Below are 20,917 nucleotides of genomic sequence, written 5' to 3'. Positions count from 1 at the left end.
AATATACCCGTTCACTAGTCGCCTCAAAATAGTTTCTTTTATTCATAGCGGGTGGCAGTGCCGCCTGTGCAGTTGCTTCTAAGAAACCAGATTTTCTGAGGGCTGAAGAATAAGAGTCGTGTATGGTCAGTTGCCTTCAGCCCTGATGGACACATTTTGGCTAGTAGTGGTGATGACCAAACAGTAAAGTTATGGGATATCCACACAGCACAATGTCTTAAAACTTTGCAAGGGCATACCAGTTGGGTGCGATCGGTCAGTTTCAGCCCAGATAATTGTATCCTTGCGAGTGGCAGCGAAGACGAAACAATCAAGCTTTGGGATATTAAAATCGGTGAGTGCCTAAAAACTCTTAGAATTCAGAGACTCTACGAAGGGATGAATATCACCGGGGTAACAGGGTTAACCACAGCGCAGTTGTTGACGCTAAAAGCTTTAGGGGCAGTGGAAGATGCAGAGTAAAAATAAAAGGTAAAAGAATGAATTTTGCCGAGTTCCTTCATCCTTTTACCTTTTTTATGTACCTGATGCTTATTTCATGTTAGCCCTTGCGTCCTTCACTGCGGCAAAGAAAAATAATCCTGTGAGTGGAATGCTCAATGCCAGGATAATTGCCGTGGCTGTGACACCAAAATCTGGTTGTCCGTAACTGAGTTCAAAAATCGAACCGACAGCTGCGATCGCACTCACACAAGAACCACCCAGAAATAAACCGCTTTTTGGAGTTAAATACACTACTAGCCCCCTATACTATTGGTTTCACCGCTTGATACGAGAAGCCATTCTTAGATAGCTCCTGGGCTAAAGTCAAGGAGTTTTCTACACGGTCTACAAATACCACGCCGTTAAGGTGATCCATCTCGTGTTGAATACAGCGTCCTAAGAGGTCATTAGCCTTTAATGTCCGGGGACGACCATACTCGTCTTTATAGGCTATTTCTACGACTTCGGGGCGCTTTACGTCTAGGTATACGTTGGGAATGCTCAAGCATCCTTCTTGAGCAACGGAGATATCGCGGCTGACTTGTTTAATGGTGGGGTTAATCAACACTAAGGGCTGATTAGCTGCATTCTCTGGTTCTAGGTCGATGACAATTAGTTGTTTGTGAATTCCCACTTGGGGTGCAGCCAAACCAATGCCATCTTTGCTATACATAGTTTGCAACATTTCGCGCACCACTTGGCGAAGTTCGTCATCAACTTTAGAAATCCGCTTTGCAGCTTGACGCAGCACGCGATCGCCTAAATAATGAAGTTCCAAAGGTGGATTTTTTAACTTTTTTTTCTCTACAGCAATTTCAGAGGGCATGAGTCTTGATGGCTAGATGGTGAAAATTCCTACTACTTTAATTCTACCAATCTCAGCTAGACCCCAGATGTAATGCAAAAATTTACCTAATGGAATTTTCTGGCTTGCTTCCGTGTATACAAAAACTTAGGTAGTCTAGAGAAGCAACAGCCTATTACTTACTTTTTGTAACACAGTACTTGAAATCCCAGGTTTCGATGAAAGCCCAATTGGCTTGTCGTTGACGTTGTGCATTCCCCGTTGTCATAAAGCCCATAACTACGCTCTGAACTAAATACAATAATCACAATACAACATCCGCGTTATTACCAAAAAGTGCATTTATACCTGGGGTAATAATTATAATTTATGAATCATGAGGCGTTGATTAAAATAGCTTTTGGGTAAGAAACAGCGATCAAGTAAAAAAGGATTGTTGGTATTTTCAGATAATAAATTGTGTGGCTTATCTCGATGACAGAATGGTGGCACAATTCCCCAATCTTCTGCCAGCCAAATCCAGTATCCTATTTCAATTCTGCCGTAGTTTGAACCTGTGAGAATCTCCCCAACACTATTGTTGATAGATGTTAGTTTTGGCGATGATTTGATTTCAATTAACAGCCAAGCTAACTCTTCTACAGAAAAATAATAGCCATTCTCGGCAGCTATGTTTACAAACTGCTGTGGATCTTTAGCTATTAGCAATTCTTCTTTGAGATATGGCGTTTTTTGTGCAAAATCAAAAAGATCCCAAATCTGTCTTCTCGTAATTAGAAACCAGGCAAGTTCTTCTGCGGTTAGGCTGTAACCATTTTCTGTTGCTAACTTGAGAAACGGCTCAAGACTATCGGTTTCTGCTAGTTGACTTTTCAACAGGAAAGTTTGCTCTACTAGTGACAAAAAATCAATAATCTTTTGCCATGTAACTTTGTCAAAACTTTTGTTAACTTTTATTTTGTCTTTCCAGTAAATGTATTTATCTTCTTTAAGAAAGAAATTCCAAATTTGATAATACATGGGTCATCTCGCCTAAGCTTTAAGCTTGGTAGAAGTTTGTTATTAATGAATACCAGTGTAGTAAGTATAATGTGTTTCTTCGACAGTACAAAATTTACTACCTTATGTAAATGAAGTTACACAGTGGCTAAGTATAAAATTTATGTAAAGTTTGTCACCATAAATAAAATATACTTAGAAAAATAGGTAGATAGCGATACCTTCGGCGGAGTGTGCGATCGCTCTTTATTGCTTCCCATAAAATAAAGTTAAGGCAGCATCAATAAGTAGGATTAATGCTATGACTGAATCCACTGCAAAACAATCTGCACGTCGAGGTAGAATCTTTCCAGAACCGCCTACGCACTTCAGTTGTTTTTAAACGAACTGCAAAGACGCAGAGAACACAAAGGTAAGAAAAGAGATATATTTTGCTATTTTTGGTTAATGGGTAAATCGCGGAGAAAGTAAAAGTGATCGCTATTAAAATTAACTTACTTTAAATTTTGTTATAACAAGGTTAAAGCTCTCAATAAACTGTAAATATAAATCATGAATATTCAAATTGAACCTGAACTAGAGCAAATTATCCAAGCCCAAATTGCTACAGGTAGATACGCAAATCCTGAAGAAGTTATTAGTAAAGCATTGAAGTTGCTATTAGAGTGGGAAAAAGGTTATCAACAGTGGGTTGAAGAAACACGAGAAAAAGTTGAAGTTGCTATTGATCAACTGGATAGAGGGGAAGGTATTGATGGAGAAGTTGTAATTGAACAATTGCGAGAAAAACTGCGTAAGGCGAGAGAATTATAAGGATGACTCAGCATATTATCTCTCCAGAAGCTAGTCAGGATGTATCAAAAATTATTGATTATTTTGTCAGAATAAATATTGATGCTGGGGAGCATTTTATTGAAAAGTTTGATAAAAAGTGTAAATATTTAGCTAATTTCCCCAATATGGGACGCAGCTACGGAAATATTAAACCTGATTTGCGCGGTGTTCCTTTAGATAATTACATCATTCTTTATCGAATTATAAATAGTGGAATTGAAATTGTCCGTGTAGTTAGTGGCTATCAAAATTTGGAATCTTTATTTGCAGATTCAGATGAGTAACTTGGTGTTTTAGTTTGCTTCCAATTATCTTTTAGCAACTAATAGGTAAATCGCGGAGAAAGTAAAAGCGATCGCTCTTGCAATCACTACCTTTAATTCGCCCTAAATAACCTGTTAAGGGTGAAGAAAGTTCAATCAGTAAATCGTGAACGACTTCATCATTTAGCCGGGGATTATGAGTAGCATTATAATGAACACGAATTTCTGTAACGGTGAAGCTCTGATGTGTAGCTTTTAAACTTTCGTTGTCTTGTTCAGAGAGTTCTTTGACTACTGTGATAATCTGCGATCGCAATTTAATCTCTCTCTCAGCTTTATCAATATATTCATCAATTTTATAATCAATTTGCCCAGGTTCTAAATATTGCCGTAATTCGACTAAATTAATAGCACCTGGATATTTTGCTTTGAATTCAACTAGCTTTTGTAGAGTCATTACATTTATAATACTGATTTTCGATACTTCAGCAGATTCTTTCAAATTTTTAGTCGGTTTACCTGGGCCAATAATCAACCTTACAGCTTGAAGATAATTTTCTTTTAGATGCCTTTTGCCAATCCTATCTAATTCTTCTACTGCACGATCTGGAATGCTTTTACCTGCTTTACATTCGCAAACAAGAGGATAAGGTTGTGAGCAAAATAAGTCTAAGCCACCTGCACCACCTTTGTCGTTTTCTTCAACTTTGAATCCTAAGAAATCAAGGCTACGGCGTGCGATATCTTCAAAGTCTGTACCAGCTTGGTAGTTGCTTTTACCCTCATCTTTTTCGATACTGCGATCGCCCAATTTTGCAATATCATTTATCCAAGCTAAATCTGGATCGGTTTGCTTAATGAGCTTGTCACTACTCCAACCCAGAAATACTTTGATATCATTGTCCAATTGTTTAGCTGCTGGTTGGCTAATGGCTAGGGATGCGATCGCACTCTGCAATTCTTCCAATTCAATATGCAGTGGGGATTCTAGCTTTTCTAATTGGCGTTTGCGTTGGGCGAAGGTGCGATCGTTTAATACTGGGTTTGCTTCAGAAACCGTTAGAGAATTAGGTAAACTAACAAATTTTCCTAGCTTTTCCTGAATGTTGGGATTGACTGATATTTCTTGTAACTGAGGTAAATGATAGACACGCAAGTAAGCTAGGAAAAGATACTGTTGTTTTTGTAATCTCTCCTTTAATACTTTTGGTGTGCATATTGTTAATTTAGACAAAGTATCTAATGGCTTAGTCTCGTCTAAAATTTGGGAAAGTTCACATTTAGCCCAAGCTTTAATTGAAACTGAAGAGTCAGCAGGATAAAGTGCAAATCTCTGCCCAGGACGAATAAACATCCTGGGTAAAGCTGCAATTGTTCGTCCCTGTATTAAAGCTTCAATATCAGGGACGGGTAGACACAGCGCTGTTGGAATCGAAAACTGCTGATTCATTTCTAATTAGCTATAGTTTTAGTTCGATATTATCGGCAGTAGCAACACTTCGAGGTATACTAATAGGTAATCCATCATCAGTTAAATTTGTAGGTTCTTGCCCAGAAGGATCGCTGAGAATTTCTCGAATTAAAGGATTGTTGATTGCTAGTTTGTTCTGCTCAATAAAATCAACTATCTGTTCACCTGTAAGTTCATAACTCTCTATGTTACGGCAAACAAAATAGATGGCTAAAAGCGGTTTAATATCTTGACTTTGCAAGCCTATCCACTCTCCACCCTTTTCTTCCAACAGTGTTCTCAAATTCTTTCTAGCTAATCCTGCACCTTGATTAATATTCTTTGAACGCAATAGGCAACCACGAGTTAGGTCAAACTTTTCATAGTCAATTAGTCGCTTCAAAGCAGCACCAATAAACTTGCCATCTTGCTGAACTACACTTACTCCGATCCTCACTTTCCCTTTATTACCGACAATTTTAAAATCGATAAATCCTTCATCTACTGCTTTAACTAGTACTTCTTCAATTGATTCGATTGTTACTCCTTCTACAGTTTCGCCTATTAAATTATTGAAAGCCATCCAAAGAGCAGTACTAATAGTTATTTCTTCTTGCATTAATGAGTCAATAGAAGCTTCTACATTGGCTAATTCATTATCGAAGCAAGGTTTAACAGGATGGATGTTCTTTTTTGGAGGATCATTAGTAATAAGTTTAATAGGTACAAAGTTTTCTGCACACCATTTCAAAACTGACCTAACTGTAGGCCTACTCTTGCCAAGTTCTCTGAGTTTAGTTTCATCAAATGGGTATAGAGGATGAGGCGGGGTTTGCTGATGTTGCTCATAAAAATCTTGTAACCATTGACTAACTAAAGCAACGATATCATCAGAATTGAGGAAGCTTAATTTTATAGGCTGTCTATCAGCTTGATCACTTACTAATCTATCTATAACTGCTTCAGCTTCTGGTAAAGCCTTGATTTGGTCTTCCCAGGTACGAGGATACATTGCCAACAGTAAAACACCTTGTTTAAGACTGTTATATAAATCCTTAACTAAGCTTGCAATAACTTGTGCTGCTAAAAATCCATTATCAGCAGCATCTGCAATATCTAATTCGTCAAAACAAATCACAGGGATTCGATAATTACTAGTGATGTCTAGAATTTGACGAACAGTGCTTAATGCTTCAGCTTCTCTATTCTCAATTTTAGGATTTGGTAATCCCATTGCTTCAGCTTGTTCTTGTGTTAATTCTAAACCAGATAGCCAGTAGGTTGCAAAGTTAACGTGGGCTGTAGAAAGCGTCCACAAAATTGCTTTCACTATGTAAGGGTTGGTTATTTCAGGCTTGAATTGCAGAACTATTTCCGTCAAATGATCTATTGCCTTAGTTGAGTGTTTGCTTAACCAACTTGGATACATACTAATATACTGTTGTGGCGTATAATTCCATTGCTTTGCTTCGTTAATTAAAGCTGCTGCAATCTCTTGCCATTGCATTAACTTTTGGCTACCAAATGCTCTAAGGCTAGAGGCAACTGTTTGGAGAAATTGATACTTAATCTGATTCAGATTATCATACTTACTCATATAGATAAATAAGCTACCATCTTCTGTCTGTAATCGATGGCGTATTCGACTAATAATATGGCTTTTGCCTAACCCTTTTTCTGCTGTAATTGTGATACCTACAGTTTCACGTTTTCCTTTACGGACTTTATCAACAGCCTCAAAAACTGCATTAGAAGCATGAGCATTAATTGAAATCACATCAGGAAAACTTTTACCCCAGATTTGTTGCGGTCTGACCACAATATGTCCTGCAAAAGGGTTTTGATTTCTAATAAGATCATCAATGGTAGATGTGGTAAGAGTCATAGTGTTGTGAAGTTAATATGTGAAGAGTCAAATAAGGTTTAAGGTTTCAGGCGTGTGGCGTAGCAACGTAATCCATCTAATTCTGTAGCTACCGAATCTTCAATTTTGTCGGGTGCGCTGTCTTCTACACTTCCGCCTTGCAGTTGCAAAATGTCGTCGGCTTGCGTTTCCAGCAGCCAATCATTAAAGTCTGTACGACTCACGCGATCGCCTATTGTTCTCCTAATGCGGTAAATTGGCACTAGATTGTTAAAGTTGTATTCATAGTTCAGCTTGTCGTAGACTTCCAACGCCACTGACTTAAATTCGTCGTAAGATGCGATTCCTTTGGAAAGCTCCGCTAACGCACTCTTCCCATTAACTGGTACATCTGCACCAGTTACCGCAACATCAATCTGACTAATCCACTTCACCAACGCATTCGCCGCCCAAGTACCGACAATCGTCCCTTCAAATTTAAAATCGCCACTTCTCAAACCCTCACCTAACACCTCGAAACCCTTGGGAGATGTTAGAGAGTATCCTTTTTTGGAGATTGCGATCGCACCCTGATTCTGTAATTCTTCAAATGAACCCTGATAATCTGCTACCTTCTGGCTTTTGGATACAATCCGCTTAGTGAGTTGACCCTTCTTAACTTCCTGCTGCGTTCCTCCCAAATCCCACAAAGCCAAAAGGAGACGAGTTCTAGTTTGGGGTGTATTTTTTGATGTCATATTTGTGTGTATTATTTGGCAAAGATCATCATAGTAGCTGTATCTTTTTAATTTATTTACACCAAAAAAATAACCGAGAAATTGCTGAATATTTCCGCGTTTCAGCTAAATTGATTAATCAAAAATCAACAAGTTATTTCCTTAGGATGAATGCAGTTTCTCTCAAAGGCGGGATGGAATACTTGAGAAAATCGATCATCATGACAGTGAAACGTTGTAGCTATGCAGTTGTAAATTAAGTGGTAGATGTTCTTTCAATTCCAGGTGAAATAACAGGAATTCCAACTTTGTATTTGCAACAGCAAGGCTTTTAGTAAATACAGGTGATGACGAAATCCGATGAACACAATATATAAAGAACGTAAAATAGTTTCGCGTCTATTTGCAGTGCTGCTTTCCGCATTGCTTATGGTTCCTCTGCTGAGTAGCTGCGGAGGTGGTTCTAAAACTGCTACGCCACCACCTGTTGATGACACCATTGGTAGAACAGTGAGCGATCGCACCACAAACCAACCCGAAGTTAAGAAGGGAATGGGTACAGGACAAAAAGTGGCTATTTTGGCAGGAGCTGCGGCACTTTATTACCTCTACAACCAGCATAAGAATGCTCCACAAGAAGGAGCGCAAGGTAAGTACTATCTTTCCAAGAACGGGCGTGTATATTACCGCGATGCTGAACATCGTGCTCACTGGGTTACTCCACCACCAGAAGGAATTCGAGTACCGGAATCTGAAGCGCAAAAGTATCGGGAATTCCAAGGCTATAACAGGAGTTCTTCAGGTCGCGATCTAACTGGCATAACTTCATCCGCAGCTCCAGCACTCTAGATAGCGAAGCGTGTGTAAATCTAAAGCGGGTTTCCCGAAGGATAACGCCGATCGCGCACGTGGGAGACACGAACTTAAAACAGGAGATAGATCATGGTAAATTTCTTTTTGCGAAAGGCGAAGGATCTCTTCTTTGGAGGAAACGGCGATCAAGCTGAAGATAACGAATACCGCAATCGCAATGTACGTCCAGCCAGCGAAGACCCCTACGGTGATCCCGCAGACCCGGCATCTTATGGCAACATCAGCCCAGCTAGTGAAGACCCCTACGGCGACCCCGCAGATATCGCCTCTTACGGCAACGTTCGCCCAGCTAGTGAAGACCCTTACGGAGATCCCGCAGACCAAGGGGAGTTTGGTAACGTCCGCCCAGCTAGTGAAGACCCCTACGGCGACCCCGCAGATCAGGATTACCGCCGTTAACGCTAAACCTAACCCCCAGCCCCCTTCCCTAGTAGGAAATGGGGAAAATTCCAAGCCTCTCACCTAGAAAAAGAGAGGTTTTCCCAATTTGATTTGTAATACCAATTTGAAAAAAGAATGCGACAAATAGACCATTTGTAGAGACGCGATTCATCGCGTCTTTACCCAAGGATGTGTTGCAATAATTAATTGAATTGGTATAAGGCAGCAGGATGTGAACCTACTGCCTTTTGTTTTTGCAGTTATTTCGACAAATTACGAATTACGAATTACGTTAGCGAGTCTTGCCTACGGCACGCCAAGGGCGAACGAGCATCATTACGAATTATTTATTTCCTGCGATCGCTCAATACTTTTACGCACAGATTGAGCCGAAGTATGCAAACCCTCTATTTCGCCATCAGTGAGATTTAATTCCAAAACACTTTCAATTCCACCGCATCCCAACCGACAGGGAACACCAATCACAACATCTTCTAAACCGTATTCACCTTGCAAATAAGCCGCCACAGGCAACAACCGCGACTGATTTAGCAAAATCGATTCTACCATTACACTAGTAGCCGATGCCGGAGCAAAAAAAGCACCACCCGTCTGCATCAATTCCACAATTTCTGCGCCACCGTTGCGAGTTCTTTCAACCAAACGTTCAATTGTGGCTGCATCCAGCAATTCAGTGATAGGAATGCCGTTAACGGTAGCATAACGAGACAAGGGCACCATTAAATCGCCGTGGCTACCCAATACCATCGCTTTGACATCGGCGGGCAAAACTCCCAATTCTAGGGCAATGAAGGTTTCAAAACGGGCGGAATCTAACACGCCAGCCATACCCATAATGCGATCGCGTGGTAAACCAGTTGCTTGCCAAGCTAAATAAGTCATCACATCCAACGGATTAGTGACGACAATAAAAATAGCATTGGGAGAATGAGCGATCGCATTTTTTGCCGCTTCCACCACAATTTTGGCATTGGTTTTTAGCAAGTCATCCCGACTCATCCCTGGTTTGCGGGGAAGTCCTGCGGTAATTACCACGATTTGGGAACCAGATGTATCAGCATAATTATTTGTGCCGATAATTTGGCGATTATGTATTTCAATTCCCCTGGCTTCCATCAAATCCAGCGCCAAACCTTGGGGCATTCCCGCGATAATATCTAGTAAAACTACATCTGCTAGATTTTTCTCTGCAATGCGTTGAGCTAAAGTACTACCAACCCTACCCGCACCCACGATGGTTACACGGGGTAAATTACACACAATTGGGGAGTTAAGGGAAGAAGACATAATTATTAAAGTGCAATTTTTATCAACAAGAATTCAGTTGACTGTTGACGGTTAACAGTTAAAGTGAAATCCCATCCCCTTTTAGGGGTGGGATGAGCTTATTGATGAGCTTATTATTTAAATTCTTCGAGTTGATCCACACGTAACCAAACGTTTGGCGTTGGTACTTTCCCGAACTTAACAAGGGCGTAATCACCTTTGACATCTAAAATTTCGCCCTTGCTGTCAAACAAATAGGAAGGAAAGCGAGCATCACTGGCTTTTGCTTCCAGACTGTTTTCCAGTTTCTCGCGGATAGCGCGAACCATATCTCCTTTTTTGACTGCCATGAATTCCCCTCTCAAATTTCTAGATTAGACTTATCCGCATTTTAAGAGACTTCCGAGGTAAAAACTCCTAACTCTTGTACAGACGCGATTAATCGTGTCTCTAACTCTTGTACAGACGCGATTCATCGCGTCTCTCCTGTTTGACACTGGGGGCAAAAGTGACTAGATCGCCCAGCTAACCTAATCCGTTGAATTGTTGTACCACAAACTCGACAGGGTTCTCCAGCGCGGTTATAAACCCAAGCAACACCACCATAGTTGCCGTTGACACCCTTAACACTTAAAAAATTACTAAAAGTCGTACCACCAGCCTCAATGCTGGTTTCTAACACTTGAATTATGGCTGTTCGCAAACGCTCAATTTGCTTTAGCTGTAAATCTATACACAAAGTTTCAGGTAAAATTCCACTCTTAAACAATGCTTCATCAGCATAAATGTTACCTAATCCCGCCACCACCGATTGATCCAGTAGCGCAGTCTTAATTGGACGGCGGCGATTTTGAAGTTTGCTTGCTAGATACTCGACAGTGAATTCGGGTGAAAATGGATCTGCTGCAAGTTTTGCCAAACCAGTAATAATACTTTCTACAGCAACACCAGGTGGAACCCACCACATTTTACCGAAGGTACGCTGATCAACAAAACGCAATTCCTGGTGTTCCCCAAAGAATAATCTAACCCGCGTGTGCTTATGTAATGGTTCATCTCGATGCAGCCACAGTAATTGACCGGTCATTCGCAGATGAACCCCTAGCCAACCTGTGGAAGAGGAAGAGGAGAGTTCTGCGAGGAGATATTTACCACGACGATGCCAAGTAGCAATAGCTGCGCCAACCCCTCCGGGGTACGCATTCTTTTTAATTCCATCAACAAACTCACCGACAGAAAACGGGTAGGCGATGGTGCGATCGAGCAACACATCTCCACCCGTGATTTCTTGGTTAAGGGTCAATTGATTTAGACCCCTGCGGACTGTTTCAACTTCAGGCAGTTCAGGCATTCAAGCAGATTAAGCAGGCAATTTTGATGTATTTGAGGGTTCAAGAAAGAAGAGATGAAGTAGTACTTACACATCCGTAAGTGGATCGTATTACTACCCAAGAGAAACCGTAAATACCCGCAGGGCAGCTTCTCATAGATTAGGGTAGGCTTGGATCAAAGATGAATGAACTGAAATTTTCAGACTTCATACTTCAGACTTAAGACTACCCTTCATCATCGCATCAAACAACCCCCTTGTAGCTTTGCTGCTATTTTTTAGGTGGTTTAGCCTTTGGTGCTTCTACCTCTACTAATTCATCCTGAGCAAAGTTGTTGGTATTGATACCAGAGTAATTGACCTTTTCAAAGCGGACAATTACAGGGTATTTGATGCCGCTTTGGTCAATGGAAGCCACAGTTCCTAGATCCTGAAACCAGTAGGATTCAGGGCGGAGAATACGTACTTTAGAACCACGTTGAACCATGATTATTTTCCCTTTTAGTTATCAATCGCCAATCTAGAGGGCTAATTGATTTCACTCTACAACCTGAAGGTCGCTGCTAGAGTCTTTGTTAAGTTATTTGTCTGAATTGGGTATTAGCGGCTGGGGACTGGGGACTAGGGATTGGATTGGGCATTGAATATTAGTTATTCTTTCTCCCTTATCTCCCTTATCTTCCTCACCCCCCCTACTCCCCACTCCCTACCCAAATTTAAAACTGTATTAGACCTACTTGACAAGGTACACGTTATAGCTTACCTTCGTTCGCAAACAGTATTTTTGCATAAACTTATGTTTTACTCAGTACGAACACGCTCCCCTCGTTACCTCTGCCGATCCGCAGATCGTTATCTATATAGGTGATATCTAACCAGCCTTGCTGTTTATCACTCTTGATTGCAAAATCAATCCCCGGAAATTTTCTACCTGCTTCAATTTGTTGGATAAAAGTTACCGGAGAATTGTATTCTATTAAACGTTGTAAGCCGATAATAGAACGCTCAAATTTCACTTGGACACGCCGACCTGAAACTGGCTCAAATTTTGCAGCAACGCTGACTAATCCTTCCAAAAAAGGTAGGCCATAAATCTCAGCTATGTTGTAAACACTGGCAGTATCTACCCGGATACACTGATAGATTTGACCCAGTTTGCACAAAGGTAAACGATCTAAGTTTAAAAGAGCCTTGCTAGTGGTGTATAGTAATCGCCAATTGCCATCTAGCAAATTGTTAGCTTCTACCGGACGGGGTGTAGGATTAAAATCTTCTAAATTGGCGATCGCTGCTAAGATAGCCTGTTTCTGTGCTTGGGTCGCCAGTAGACCGCGATTTGTACCAGCGATCGCATCTATTAGAGCCGCTTTTCCCATCATCGCCTGTCACCTCAAAAATCAGTCCTTTCCATCAGCATAAACAAGATATTCATGACCTATGTGTAGTGCCATAAAAATTACTAATAATCGCTTGACCTAAGCGATATGCCTATTAAATAAAAAATTTCTATCTGAATGCGGATTTATCAACTAAAGGGTTGAAAGGATAACTAAATTAATCCGTGTCAAGTGATAGACTCTAAATGTCAACTTACGTAAACCTTTTCTTGTCCTCCTCGATATGTTGAACTCTCCATTACGTGAAGTACCCCGTAATCAGCGAGCTGATGTCATCCCCTTAAAGCAAGAGTCCTCTTTATTGGACTGGTTGCAAACCAACGGTAGGATCATCACGCGTGACGTTCACGAACCGGATTTTCAAGATGACGAAGAAGAAATAGACTCCCTAATGGGTGTAGAAGATGGAATTGGCTACGACCTGGATGATGATGACGATATAGGAATCGCCGAGGATTAGCCTTTTCAGGCTAGGGACTTGGTAGTATCCCTAGTTCCTGGTATTCAGTTTTATAAGTGTGGAGTGAAGGGAAACTTCTGTGGACGCTAAATTATCTCCTGAGCAAGGATTAAACATTTCTGGAATCGTTCTAGCCTCTTTATTAGCCGTAGGGCTAGGTACAACAGCATTTTTCTTAGATTCGATGGCCAATAGGCTACCCTGGCAAAGTATGTCGTTAACCCTGCCACTACTTTTATGTGCGCTGGGTTCAGGTGTCGTGGGCTATTGGGTAATACCCCTACTCCAAGCACTCAAAACTGGACAAATAATTCGCGAAGATGGGCCCCAAGCACATCTAAAAAAGGCAGGCACCCCAACAATGGGCGGTATATTTTTTATACCTGTAGGTGTGATAATTGCTTGCATATTGTCTGACTTTGCTACAGACGTACTTGCAGTTTCGGCTTTGACAATCAGCTATGGATTGATTGGCTGGCTCGACGATTGGCAAATTCTGCGCCGGAAATCAAATAAAGGTATATCTCCCCGAACGAAACTGGCTTTGCAGGTAAGCTTTGCGGCTGTGTTTTGTCTATGGCTGATGTTTAATCAACCTTCTAATATTACAAATATTGCTTTGCCTTGGGTGAGCTTCACACTACCCTTAGGATTCCTATTTTGGCCTTTAGCAGGTTTTGTGTTAGTTGCAGAAAGTAATGCGACTAATTTAACAGATGGTATTGATGGCTTGGCAGCAGGAACAGTAGCGATCGCACTTTTGGCTTTAGGTGCTTTAGTCGCGCCTACAGCACCAGGGTTAATGGTTTTCTGTGCTGCTTTAAGCGGTGGGTGCTTAGGTTTCTTAGCCCATAATCGTAACCCAGCCCGCGTTTTCATGGGAGATACCGGTTCTTTAGCACTGGGGGGCGCTTTAGCGGCTGTAGCACTATTGACAAACACCTTAGTAGCTCTGTTCATTCTCAGTGGTATCTTCTTCGTAGAAACTCTTTCAGTGATGGCGCAGGTAAGTTATTACAAAGCCACCAAAGGCCCTGATGGCAAAGGCAAGCGCCTCTTCAAAATGGCACCCTTACACCATCATTTAGAACTGACTGGCTGGTCAGAATTGCAAGTGGTTGGAGTATTCTATGTCATCGCTGCTATATTGGCTGCCATCTGCTTGGCGTAGGCGCAGCCCGCCGCAAGCATCGCTCCATTCTGAATCGTTTAAAAAACTGCTCGAATACAAAATGACAACTCCCACATCTTCAAGGAGTTGTTTTTTTATACAGAAAATTTATGAGTTTCTGATTTCATACTGGAAAGTTTGACATTTGATACCGACTGAAGGGCTGCTTATTTACCACTTGAGGTTTTTTGAATTATCAATTAATAATAGTTGTTTACATATTCCATAACCCGATTCTTCCCTGTTCGCTTTGCCTCAAGCATCGCTTGATTTGCCCGATCTAGAAAATCCTTAACCGTAATCCCTGGTTCTGATACAGCTATTCCAAAAGAAGCAGTAATGCTTTCGAGAATACGATCGCCGTCCTTCAATTGCATTTGTTCAATATCTATCCTGAGTTGTTCTACTCGCTTTCTGAGGGTTTCCAGCGTCATATTAGGCATCACAATCACAAATTCTTCACCACCCCATCTGCAAGGAATATCAAAAGAGCGAATAGATTTTAACAGCAGCTTTGCTAATCCTTGGAGAACAATGTTGGCAGTTACGTGCCCATAGCGCGAGTTGTAGGATTTGAAGTTATCAATATCAAGGAAAATAACACTAAGAGGTTGTCCCAACCTTTCAGCTTCGGCTAGCCTCTGTTCCGTTATGCTTTGCATATAGCTTTGATTGAATAGTTGGGTCATCCCATCCCGCAAGCTATCATGGGTTAGACGTTGTTTGATCGATAGATTATTCAGTGCAATACCTAATGTTCTAGCAATAATCTCAGTAATTTGTTGAGCTTCTGGACTGATTTCTTCAAGCGTATCGATGTGTAAGATCCCAACTACTTCGCCTTGTCCAAACAATGGAACACACAAATGTGTGCCGCTAAGAGGCTGTATTAAGTGACTGCACATTAGTCCTGAATTATTATGGGGCGATAAAAGGTTTAATTTTCCTCTCCGCAATGCCCAACAATCGGATAATGAAAATATTTCTTTACTGCTTCTTTGACCTCCCCAAAAACTATTCATCTGAACATAATTCTTGGAATTAGCAGTTATATAGATAGAACCACTCATTTTAGGAAATAGCTTAGAACAGGTTAAAGCGACCACTTGATACATCTCATCTTCAGACTCGCAGGAATAAAGCATATCCGCCATATCTGAGAGATATATAAGTTCTCGTTTTTTTGCCTCTAATTCCAGTGCTTTTTCTTCTAACTGCCGATTTAAGTCAGTTAGCGATCGCTGTGCTTCTATAGATTCTGTAATATCGATACTGATCCCACCAATACGGTAAGCGCCCGTTGCGTAATCGTTAAACGGAAACTTAAACGATAGCCAGTAGCACGGCTGATCATGACCAGGCATCTTTACCTCTTCAATCAGCCTTAAGGGGCGTACAGTCCTCAAAACGACTTGATCGTTTTCCATTACCCGTCGCGCCTCTTCTGGATCTGTCAAAACTTCACTATCTGTTTTTCCCACCCATTCTTGGGGATTTACCGAAAATCTAGACTGTATTTCCTGGTTGTAGTAGAGCATTCTGGATTGCTCATCTTTGATATAGGCTAGAAATGGCCCCTGATCTAGGAATAGCCGTTGCATCTGCTGGCTGCGTTGAAGTTCGCGGGTATCTTCTTGAGATTTCGCGATCGCCTCTACAATTTGATAAGCAGTTGGCATCATGTAGAGTAAAGCAGACAAGGAAACAAACGCCATTACATCAAGTACACCTAAGTGCAACAGCGACACTACCGAATGTGGTTCAAAGATCGCCAGAAGGTGATGAAATCCGCAAAATAGTACGAATCCACCTGATAAGAAAAAGGCTAGCCAAAACTTAGAAGGTATAGTTGCCTTAGTTTTAGCAAAGAAAACCCCTATTACTGTAGGGATGCCAAAGTATGAAAATGCAGTAATGCTGTGAGCAATTATGCAATTCCAGTAAATAGGCTCCATTGTTGACCTGATATTAATATTTCATCCGATTCACTATAATTCTGGGTAGCCTGAAAATGTAAGCATAGAAAGGATGATTTCACTTCCTCATGCCTTAGTTTTACCTGATTCAGCAAGAAGGCTTACACTGAACTGTCAGGTCAGTATAGCTAGTTCACAAAAGTTATCATGGTAACTTTTTGAAAGGCTGCTTATTTCACTTCCTTACAAACCTGACTTACCAAGTGAGTGAGTTCGGGTAAAATCAGTTTTTCCATAGCCAGTCGCACAGCATTACTAGAACCAGGAAGCGAGAAGATTAATTTATTTTGATAAACACCAGCAACAGCGCGAGAAGCGATCGCCCGCGAACCAATTTCTTGATAACTTAAAAAACGAAATAACTCACCAAATCCCGGTAAAGTTTTCTCTAATAACTTCTCAATAGCATCGTAGGTGGTATCTCTTGGTGCAATACCTGTACCACCACTGAAAATTACAGCATCCAAATTTGAGCTTTTACCTAGATTTTCTATCTGCCCTTGAATTTGTGTTGGTTCATCTTTGATGATCGTGTAGGCTCCTATAGCATGATTTGCACCAAGGAGTAACTGCTTAATTAGTTGACCACTTTTGTCTGTTTCCAAAGTGCGTGTATCGCTGACAGTAACCACAGCACAAGTTACCGTAATTTTAGACGAGTCTGGGTGGGGTTGTGGCATTGTAGGTCAGTCATGAACTTTTGAGCATGGATAATTGGGGATGGCGAATGGCGCATTGGGCATGACAATAATTACCTATGACCCAATGCTCTATGCCTTATGCCCTATGCCTCATTTTTGCTCAGTCCCAAATCGTTTTCTTCAGCATACCGCTCCATGAAACGCATAAAGCGCTCCCATTCTTGGGCAGATTTCATCACGTAAAGTGCTTCTAATGCTTCCGGTTTACCGTTGATAAATTTAGCTTTAACTTCACGGGTAATTATCTCCCCTTCTTCATCAATCAGGTACATCCCGGTAATATCTTCGGTGCTACCTTGATCTAAAATCTTCGGATTCGTAAAAATAAATGTCGCTGTACCACTGTCGCCAGTGCGCGATCGCGTCAAGCGCACCTCTGGAGTTACCTCTTCGTCAAGACCTTTAGAAAACTGGATTTTCGCCATGATGAATGAATTTAAACTTTTGTGATGGTTAATTTAATATTCTCTCATCAATTAGAACACCACGGTCTAGAGACTACTGTTATTCAGTTTTTAGTGTATATACTTAAATCGCTTCTTTTTCAAGTAATAAAGTTACGGGGCCATCATTTTCTATTGTAACTTGCATCATTGCACCAAATTTACCTGTTTCTACCTGCAACCCGCTAGCTCTTAACTTGATAACAAAACGATTATACAAATCTTCTGCTGATTGGGGAGCAGCTGAACGGTCAAAAGAAGGACGGCGACCTTTGCGACAGTCACCATAAAGTGTAAATTGACTGACGACTAACAAATCGCCACTAATTTCTTGTATAGATTTTTGCCAACGGTCGTCTCCTTCTTGGTCAGGAAACAGCCGTAATTCCAAGCACTTACGCACCATCCAGTCGATTTCAGCATCAGTATCGGTATTGGCTATACCCACGAGCAAATTTAACCCCCGCCCAACTTTACCGACAATTTCACCATTAACTGTAACTTGAGATGATTGAACTCGCTGGATAACAACGCGCATTTTAACTAATTCGTAATTCGTAATTCGTAATGATTGGCGAAACACTCGCTCGTAAACGCAGGGGAGTGAGGAAGCGATGTCTACGACGGGCTACGCCTACGCTATTCTTTGATTTTCATTGTTCAAAATCGATGGCGGAGCCATTAGGAATGCATTCCCAGGTTCTACCTGGGAACGAGTATAATTAATAAACTTTTAACTCCTAACGTTTGTACAGACGCGATTAATCGCGTCTCTAACTCCTAACTTTTATTTGCCAAACCCTTTACCGCGAGAGGTTGAAGGTAGACAAATGCAGTTTTCGAGTTGAGTAATTAAAGCCTCGCGATCCAAATTTTGACCAATCAGCACTAGCTGGTTTTTCAATTTACCTTGCCATTCATCATCATCCAAGGTGAAGCGTTTACCGCAAAGGTGGAAAATATGACGCTTCGGACTTTCATCAAACCACATAATCCCCTTCGCTCGGAAGATATTTGAGGGTAGCTGGTTATCTAAGAAATACTGAAACTTCCTAATAGAAAAAGGCTTGTCACTTTGGAAAGAGATGGAAGTAAAACCATCATTTTCTAAATGGTCAGAATGATGGTGGTCATGGTGGTCATGGTGGTCATGGTGGTCATGGTCATGATGATCGTGACCGCATGTGGAGTGATCGTGATCATCATGATGATCGTGATGGTCGTGTTCATCCACCACTGTGTCAAAATATTTATCAGACTCAAACAGACCAACACTGAGAATTAACGGGAGTGGCACTTGCGATCGCGTGGTGCGGAGAATTCTCGCTCCTTCCTTAACTTCGTTAATTTTTGTTTCTAACTCATTCAAAGTGGCTTCATCAACCAAATCAGTCTTGTTCAGCACAATTACATCACCATAGGCAATCTGGCTGTATGCTGCCTGAGAGTTAAATAAATCTAGGCTGTAATTTGCCGCATCTACTACTGTAATAATCGAATCTAAACGAGTTAAATCTCGCAATTCTGTACCCAGAAATGTTAAAGCTACTGGTAGCGGATCTGCCAATCCAGTTGTTTCCACTACTAGATAATCTAGATTTTCTTGGCGTTCTAAAACTTTGTAAACTGCATCTACCAAATCATTATTAATAGTGCAGCAAATACAACCATTATTTAACTCCACCATGTTCTCACCAGTGGAAACAATTAGCTCGTTGTCGATGCCAATTTCGCCAAATTCATTCACTAGAACAGCGGTTTTCAAACCCTGTTGATTGTTGAGGATATGATTAAGTAAAGTCGTCTTGCCACTACCGAGAAAGCCCGTAATAATTGTTACTGGCATTCCTTGTTTAGGCGTATCCATTGCCGAAGATTCGGGTGTAACTGCTGATTGCATAGCGCTGTTATCAAATAGTCAAAAAATAGTAATGTAGCGCAGATAGTCCAGAAAACACTAGCATAGGGATGCTGGACTGTCATCCCAGCTGCTTTACCCTATTATTACGTATCTTCTTATTTCAGCATTACTCTGTTATGACCCTAACCCTTTACAATACCCTCACCCGTCGTCAAGAACCGTTTGAAACAGTCGAACCAGGCAAGGTTAAGATGTATTACTGCGGCGTAACGGTTTACGACTACTGCCATTTGGGTCATGCGAGAGCTTGCATTGTTTGGGACGTAATCCGCCGATACCTCCAGTTTATCGGCTATGAAGTCCGATATATCCAAAATTTTACCGATATTGATGACAAGATTCTCAATCGAGCCTGTGTTGAACATTCATCAATGGAAGCTGTAGCCGATCGCTTTATCAAAGCATATTTTGAGGATATGGCGCGGCTGGGAATCAAAGAAGCTGATGAATATCCGCGTGCTACCCATACGATGAATGGCATTCAGCGGTTAATTCATGAGTTAGAAAATAAGGGTTTTGCTTACCCTGCTGACGGCGATGTGTATTATGCAGTGCGGCAGTTTGCTGAGTATGGCAAGCTTTCGGGACGCAAGTTAGAAGATATGCAAGCAGGGAAAAGCGAGCGCGTCAATGTAGAAGATCCAGAGTACCAGAAAAAGAAAGACCCCTTCGATTTTGCTTTATGGAAGGCAGCAAAACCAGGAGAACCAGCGTGGGAATCACCTTGGGGCGCAGGTCGTCCAGGGTGGCACATTGAATGCTCGGCAATGGTGCGCGATCGCTTGGGTGATACCATAGATATTCATGCTGGTGGTGCTGACTTAATTTTTCCTCATCACGAAAACGAAATTGCCCAATCTGAGGCTGTGACAGGAAAACCTCTGGCGCGTTACTGGCTTCATAACGGCATGGTGAAAGTAGATGGTGAAAAAATGTCCAAATCTTTGGGCAACTTTATCACTATTCGAGAATTACTGGATCGAGGAGTTGACCCGATGGCAGTGCGGTTGTTCGTGCTAACGGCTCAATATCGTACACCCATAGATTTTACCGACGAAGCGATCGCCGCAGCAACCAACGGTTGGCACACCATTAAAGAAGGTTTACTCTTCGGCTACCAATACGGCAAACAACTAGGCTGGGGAGTGGAAACTGCTCCACTACTCGCTGAAACTGTTGAACGCTTTCAAGAAACTGTGAATAACGACTTTAATTTTCCTGGTGGGTTAACAGTTCTGTTTGAATTAGCCAAAGAACTGCGCCGTGAAGGAAATATTATTGTGCATGAAGGGAAAACCGAAACTTCACCTGATGAATTAAAGCGTCAATGGCAAACTCTTGTTACATTGGCTGGAGTTTTGGGCTTAAAAGCCGAGATAGAAGCGGAAAATTGCAAGAGTAATGGTTTAAGCGATGCGGCAATTGAAGCGAAAATTCAGCAAAGGCAAGAAGCACGTAAAGGCAAAAATTTTGCCGAAAGCGATCGCATTCGTGACGAACTCCAAGCAGAAGGTATTACGCTAATTGATAGCCGTGATGGTACACGCTGGCACCGGAATTAAA

Annotated in this window: 23 protein-coding genes and 1 pseudogene; 8 read left to right on the top strand and 16 right to left on the bottom strand. The window is 41.4% G+C overall.

What is annotated here, in order from left to right:
• Nucleotides 1–114: 114 nt before the first annotated feature.
• Nucleotides 115–462, top strand: a pseudogene (locus tag ACEYW6_RS25065) (WD40 repeat domain-containing protein); the annotation flags it as partial.
• 69 nt (nucleotides 463–531) lie between these two features.
• Here the strand turns inward: ACEYW6_RS25065 and ACEYW6_RS25060 are convergent.
• The 3 genes from ACEYW6_RS25060 to ACEYW6_RS25050 form a co-directional block, all read right to left on the bottom strand.
• Nucleotides 532–735, bottom strand: coding sequence for a hypothetical protein (locus tag ACEYW6_RS25060; protein ID WP_196513910.1), 204 nt, complete (start codon nucleotides 733–735; stop codon nucleotides 532–534).
• Nucleotides 736–745: 10 nt separating this feature from the next.
• A complete protein-coding gene (gene def, locus ACEYW6_RS25055) occupies nucleotides 746–1,309 on the bottom strand; it encodes a peptide deformylase (protein WP_190894917.1) in 564 nt (187 codons plus the stop codon).
• A gap of 339 nt (nucleotides 1,310–1,648) precedes the next feature.
• On the bottom strand, nucleotides 1,649–2,308 hold the full coding sequence (locus ACEYW6_RS25050; protein WP_412981881.1) for a Nif11-like leader peptide family natural product precursor: 660 nt from the start codon (nucleotides 2,306–2,308) through the stop codon (nucleotides 1,649–1,651).
• Between the two features lie 531 nt (nucleotides 2,309–2,839).
• On the opposite strand from ACEYW6_RS25050, the gene ACEYW6_RS25045 reads away from it, so the two are divergent.
• Entirely contained in the window at nucleotides 2,840–3,100 is a 261-nt protein-coding gene (locus ACEYW6_RS25045; protein WP_412981880.1) for a type II toxin-antitoxin system ParD family antitoxin, read from the top strand.
• Between the two features lie 2 nt (nucleotides 3,101–3,102).
• Entirely contained in the window at nucleotides 3,103–3,405 is a 303-nt protein-coding gene (locus ACEYW6_RS25040) for a type II toxin-antitoxin system RelE/ParE family toxin (RefSeq protein ID WP_412981879.1), read from the top strand.
• A gap of 31 nt (nucleotides 3,406–3,436) precedes the next feature.
• Here ACEYW6_RS25040 and ACEYW6_RS25035 read toward each other — a convergent pair whose 3' ends face one another.
• From ACEYW6_RS25035 to ACEYW6_RS25025, 3 genes are read right to left on the bottom strand one after another with little or no spacing between them, the layout of a single operon-like run.
• The gene (locus ACEYW6_RS25035; protein ID WP_412981878.1) at nucleotides 3,437–4,834 is read right to left on the bottom strand and encodes a DUF1802 family protein; all 1,398 of its coding nucleotides are present in this window, start codon (nucleotides 4,832–4,834) and stop codon (nucleotides 3,437–3,439) included.
• A gap of 10 nt (nucleotides 4,835–4,844) precedes the next feature.
• Nucleotides 4,845–6,719, bottom strand: coding sequence for a hypothetical protein (locus ACEYW6_RS25030; protein WP_412981877.1), 1,875 nt, complete (start codon nucleotides 6,717–6,719; stop codon nucleotides 4,845–4,847).
• A gap of 38 nt (nucleotides 6,720–6,757) precedes the next feature.
• Complete coding sequence (locus tag ACEYW6_RS25025; protein WP_412981876.1) at nucleotides 6,758–7,435, bottom strand: hypothetical protein; 678 nt, start codon at nucleotides 7,433–7,435, stop codon at nucleotides 6,758–6,760.
• Between the two features lie 339 nt (nucleotides 7,436–7,774).
• On the opposite strand from ACEYW6_RS25025, the gene ACEYW6_RS25020 reads away from it, so the two are divergent.
• Together ACEYW6_RS25020 and ACEYW6_RS25015 are read left to right on the top strand one after the other, a co-directional pair.
• Complete coding sequence (locus tag ACEYW6_RS25020) at nucleotides 7,775–8,263, top strand: hypothetical protein (protein ID WP_196513915.1); 489 nt, start codon at nucleotides 7,775–7,777, stop codon at nucleotides 8,261–8,263.
• Between the two features lie 93 nt (nucleotides 8,264–8,356).
• Nucleotides 8,357–8,686 (top strand): translation initiation factor, encoded by a 330-nt coding sequence (locus ACEYW6_RS25015; RefSeq protein WP_412981875.1) that lies wholly within the window; start codon nucleotides 8,357–8,359, stop codon nucleotides 8,684–8,686.
• 318 nt (nucleotides 8,687–9,004) lie between these two features.
• Here ACEYW6_RS25015 and mdh read toward each other — a convergent pair whose 3' ends face one another.
• From mdh to ACEYW6_RS24990, 5 genes are all read right to left on the bottom strand, one after another.
• Nucleotides 9,005–9,976 (bottom strand): malate dehydrogenase, encoded by a 972-nt coding sequence (mdh, locus tag ACEYW6_RS25010; RefSeq protein WP_412981874.1) that lies wholly within the window; start codon nucleotides 9,974–9,976, stop codon nucleotides 9,005–9,007.
• Between the two features lie 113 nt (nucleotides 9,977–10,089).
• Nucleotides 10,090–10,305 (bottom strand): NAD(P)H-quinone oxidoreductase subunit O, encoded by a 216-nt coding sequence (locus ACEYW6_RS25005; protein ID WP_412981873.1) that lies wholly within the window; start codon nucleotides 10,303–10,305, stop codon nucleotides 10,090–10,092.
• Nucleotides 10,306–10,427: 122 nt separating this feature from the next.
• Nucleotides 10,428–11,306, bottom strand: coding sequence for a DNA-formamidopyrimidine glycosylase (locus ACEYW6_RS25000; protein WP_412981872.1), 879 nt, complete (start codon nucleotides 11,304–11,306; stop codon nucleotides 10,428–10,430).
• Between the two features lie 250 nt (nucleotides 11,307–11,556).
• Entirely contained in the window at nucleotides 11,557–11,772 is a 216-nt protein-coding gene (locus ACEYW6_RS24995; RefSeq protein WP_069073932.1) for a photosystem I reaction center subunit IV, read from the bottom strand.
• Nucleotides 11,773–12,079: 307 nt separating this feature from the next.
• The gene (locus ACEYW6_RS24990) at nucleotides 12,080–12,664 is read right to left on the bottom strand and encodes a PAP/fibrillin family protein (protein WP_412981871.1); all 585 of its coding nucleotides are present in this window, start codon (nucleotides 12,662–12,664) and stop codon (nucleotides 12,080–12,082) included.
• A 241-nt stretch (nucleotides 12,665–12,905) separates the two neighbouring features.
• Here ACEYW6_RS24990 and ACEYW6_RS24985 point away from each other — a divergent pair, with 241 nt between their 5' ends.
• Nucleotides 12,906–13,142, top strand: coding sequence for a DUF3134 domain-containing protein (locus tag ACEYW6_RS24985; RefSeq protein ID WP_196513920.1), 237 nt, complete (start codon nucleotides 12,906–12,908; stop codon nucleotides 13,140–13,142).
• A gap of 79 nt (nucleotides 13,143–13,221) precedes the next feature.
• Nucleotides 13,222–14,313 (top strand): phospho-N-acetylmuramoyl-pentapeptide-transferase, encoded by a 1,092-nt coding sequence (gene mraY / locus ACEYW6_RS24980; protein ID WP_412981870.1) that lies wholly within the window; start codon nucleotides 13,222–13,224, stop codon nucleotides 14,311–14,313.
• Nucleotides 14,314–14,513: 200 nt separating this feature from the next.
• On the opposite strand, the gene ACEYW6_RS24975 is transcribed toward mraY, so the two are convergent.
• From ACEYW6_RS24975 to ACEYW6_RS24955, 5 genes are all read right to left on the bottom strand, one after another.
• Entirely contained in the window at nucleotides 14,514–16,268 is a 1,755-nt protein-coding gene (locus ACEYW6_RS24975; protein WP_412981869.1) for a diguanylate cyclase, read from the bottom strand.
• Between the two features lie 191 nt (nucleotides 16,269–16,459).
• Nucleotides 16,460–16,969, bottom strand: a complete 510-nt coding sequence (locus tag ACEYW6_RS24970; RefSeq protein ID WP_412981868.1) for a MogA/MoaB family molybdenum cofactor biosynthesis protein — start codon at nucleotides 16,967–16,969, stop codon at nucleotides 16,460–16,462.
• 104 nt (nucleotides 16,970–17,073) lie between these two features.
• The gene (gene psb28 / locus ACEYW6_RS24965) at nucleotides 17,074–17,415 is read right to left on the bottom strand and encodes a photosystem II reaction center protein Psb28 (RefSeq protein WP_190898585.1); all 342 of its coding nucleotides are present in this window, start codon (nucleotides 17,413–17,415) and stop codon (nucleotides 17,074–17,076) included.
• 103 nt (nucleotides 17,416–17,518) lie between these two features.
• Nucleotides 17,519–17,971 carry a D-aminoacyl-tRNA deacylase gene (gene dtd / locus ACEYW6_RS24960; RefSeq protein ID WP_412981867.1) on the bottom strand — a complete coding sequence of 151 codons (453 nt, stop codon included), beginning with the start codon at nucleotides 17,969–17,971 and terminating at the stop codon, nucleotides 17,519–17,521.
• A 249-nt stretch (nucleotides 17,972–18,220) separates the two neighbouring features.
• A complete protein-coding gene (locus ACEYW6_RS24955; protein ID WP_412981866.1) occupies nucleotides 18,221–19,333 on the bottom strand; it encodes a CobW family GTP-binding protein in 1,113 nt (370 codons plus the stop codon).
• A 137-nt stretch (nucleotides 19,334–19,470) separates the two neighbouring features.
• On the opposite strand from ACEYW6_RS24955, the gene cysS reads away from it, so the two are divergent.
• Nucleotides 19,471–20,916 (top strand): cysteine--tRNA ligase, encoded by a 1,446-nt coding sequence (cysS, locus tag ACEYW6_RS24950; protein WP_412981865.1) that lies wholly within the window; start codon nucleotides 19,471–19,473, stop codon nucleotides 20,914–20,916.
• Nucleotide 20,917: the final 1 nt, after the last annotated feature.

The sequence above is a fragment of the Nostoc sp. UIC 10607 genome (assembly GCF_047228265.1).
Classification (GTDB): domain Bacteria; phylum Cyanobacteriota; class Cyanobacteriia; order Cyanobacteriales; family Nostocaceae; genus Nostoc; species Nostoc foliaceum_A.
The sequence above is the reverse complement of the archived record's forward strand: the minus strand, read 5'-3'. Positions and strand labels throughout refer to the sequence as shown.

Coding starts and splice junctions, on each gene's coding strand:
- def (WP_190894917.1), bottom strand. CDS start 1,309: ATGCCCTCTGAAATTGCTGTAGAGAAAAAAAAGTTAAAAAATCCACCT.
- ACEYW6_RS25050 (WP_412981881.1), bottom strand. CDS start 2,308: ATGTATTATCAAATTTGGAATTTCTTTCTTAAAGAAGATAAATACATT.
- ACEYW6_RS25045 (WP_412981880.1), top strand. CDS start 2,840: ATGAATATTCAAATTGAACCTGAACTAGAGCAAATTATCCAAGCCCAA.
- ACEYW6_RS25040 (WP_412981879.1), top strand. CDS start 3,103: ATGACTCAGCATATTATCTCTCCAGAAGCTAGTCAGGATGTATCAAAA.
- ACEYW6_RS25035 (WP_412981878.1), bottom strand. CDS start 4,834: ATGAATCAGCAGTTTTCGATTCCAACAGCGCTGTGTCTACCCGTCCCT.
- ACEYW6_RS25030 (WP_412981877.1), bottom strand. CDS start 6,719: ATGACTCTTACCACATCTACCATTGATGATCTTATTAGAAATCAAAAC.
- ACEYW6_RS25025 (WP_412981876.1), bottom strand. CDS start 7,435: ATGACATCAAAAAATACACCCCAAACTAGAACTCGTCTCCTTTTGGCT.
- ACEYW6_RS25020 (WP_196513915.1), top strand. CDS start 7,775: ATGAACACAATATATAAAGAACGTAAAATAGTTTCGCGTCTATTTGCA.
- ACEYW6_RS25015 (WP_412981875.1), top strand. CDS start 8,357: ATGGTAAATTTCTTTTTGCGAAAGGCGAAGGATCTCTTCTTTGGAGGA.
- mdh (WP_412981874.1), bottom strand. CDS start 9,976: ATGTCTTCTTCCCTTAACTCCCCAATTGTGTGTAATTTACCCCGTGTA.
- ACEYW6_RS25005 (WP_412981873.1), bottom strand. CDS start 10,305: ATGGCAGTCAAAAAAGGAGATATGGTTCGCGCTATCCGCGAGAAACTG.
- ACEYW6_RS25000 (WP_412981872.1), bottom strand. CDS start 11,306: ATGCCTGAACTGCCTGAAGTTGAAACAGTCCGCAGGGGTCTAAATCAA.
- ACEYW6_RS24995 (WP_069073932.1), bottom strand. CDS start 11,772: ATGGTTCAACGTGGTTCTAAAGTACGTATTCTCCGCCCTGAATCCTAC.
- ACEYW6_RS24990 (WP_412981871.1), bottom strand. CDS start 12,664: ATGATGGGAAAAGCGGCTCTAATAGATGCGATCGCTGGTACAAATCGC.
- ACEYW6_RS24985 (WP_196513920.1), top strand. CDS start 12,906: ATGTTGAACTCTCCATTACGTGAAGTACCCCGTAATCAGCGAGCTGAT.
- ACEYW6_RS24975 (WP_412981869.1), bottom strand. CDS start 16,268: ATGGAGCCTATTTACTGGAATTGCATAATTGCTCACAGCATTACTGCA.
- ACEYW6_RS24970 (WP_412981868.1), bottom strand. CDS start 16,969: ATGCCACAACCCCACCCAGACTCGTCTAAAATTACGGTAACTTGTGCT.
- psb28 (WP_190898585.1), bottom strand. CDS start 17,415: ATGGCGAAAATCCAGTTTTCTAAAGGTCTTGACGAAGAGGTAACTCCA.
- dtd (WP_412981867.1), bottom strand. CDS start 17,971: ATGCGCGTTGTTATCCAGCGAGTTCAATCATCTCAAGTTACAGTTAAT.
- ACEYW6_RS24955 (WP_412981866.1), bottom strand. CDS start 19,333: ATGCAATCAGCAGTTACACCCGAATCTTCGGCAATGGATACGCCTAAA.
- cysS (WP_412981865.1), top strand. CDS start 19,471: ATGACCCTAACCCTTTACAATACCCTCACCCGTCGTCAAGAACCGTTT.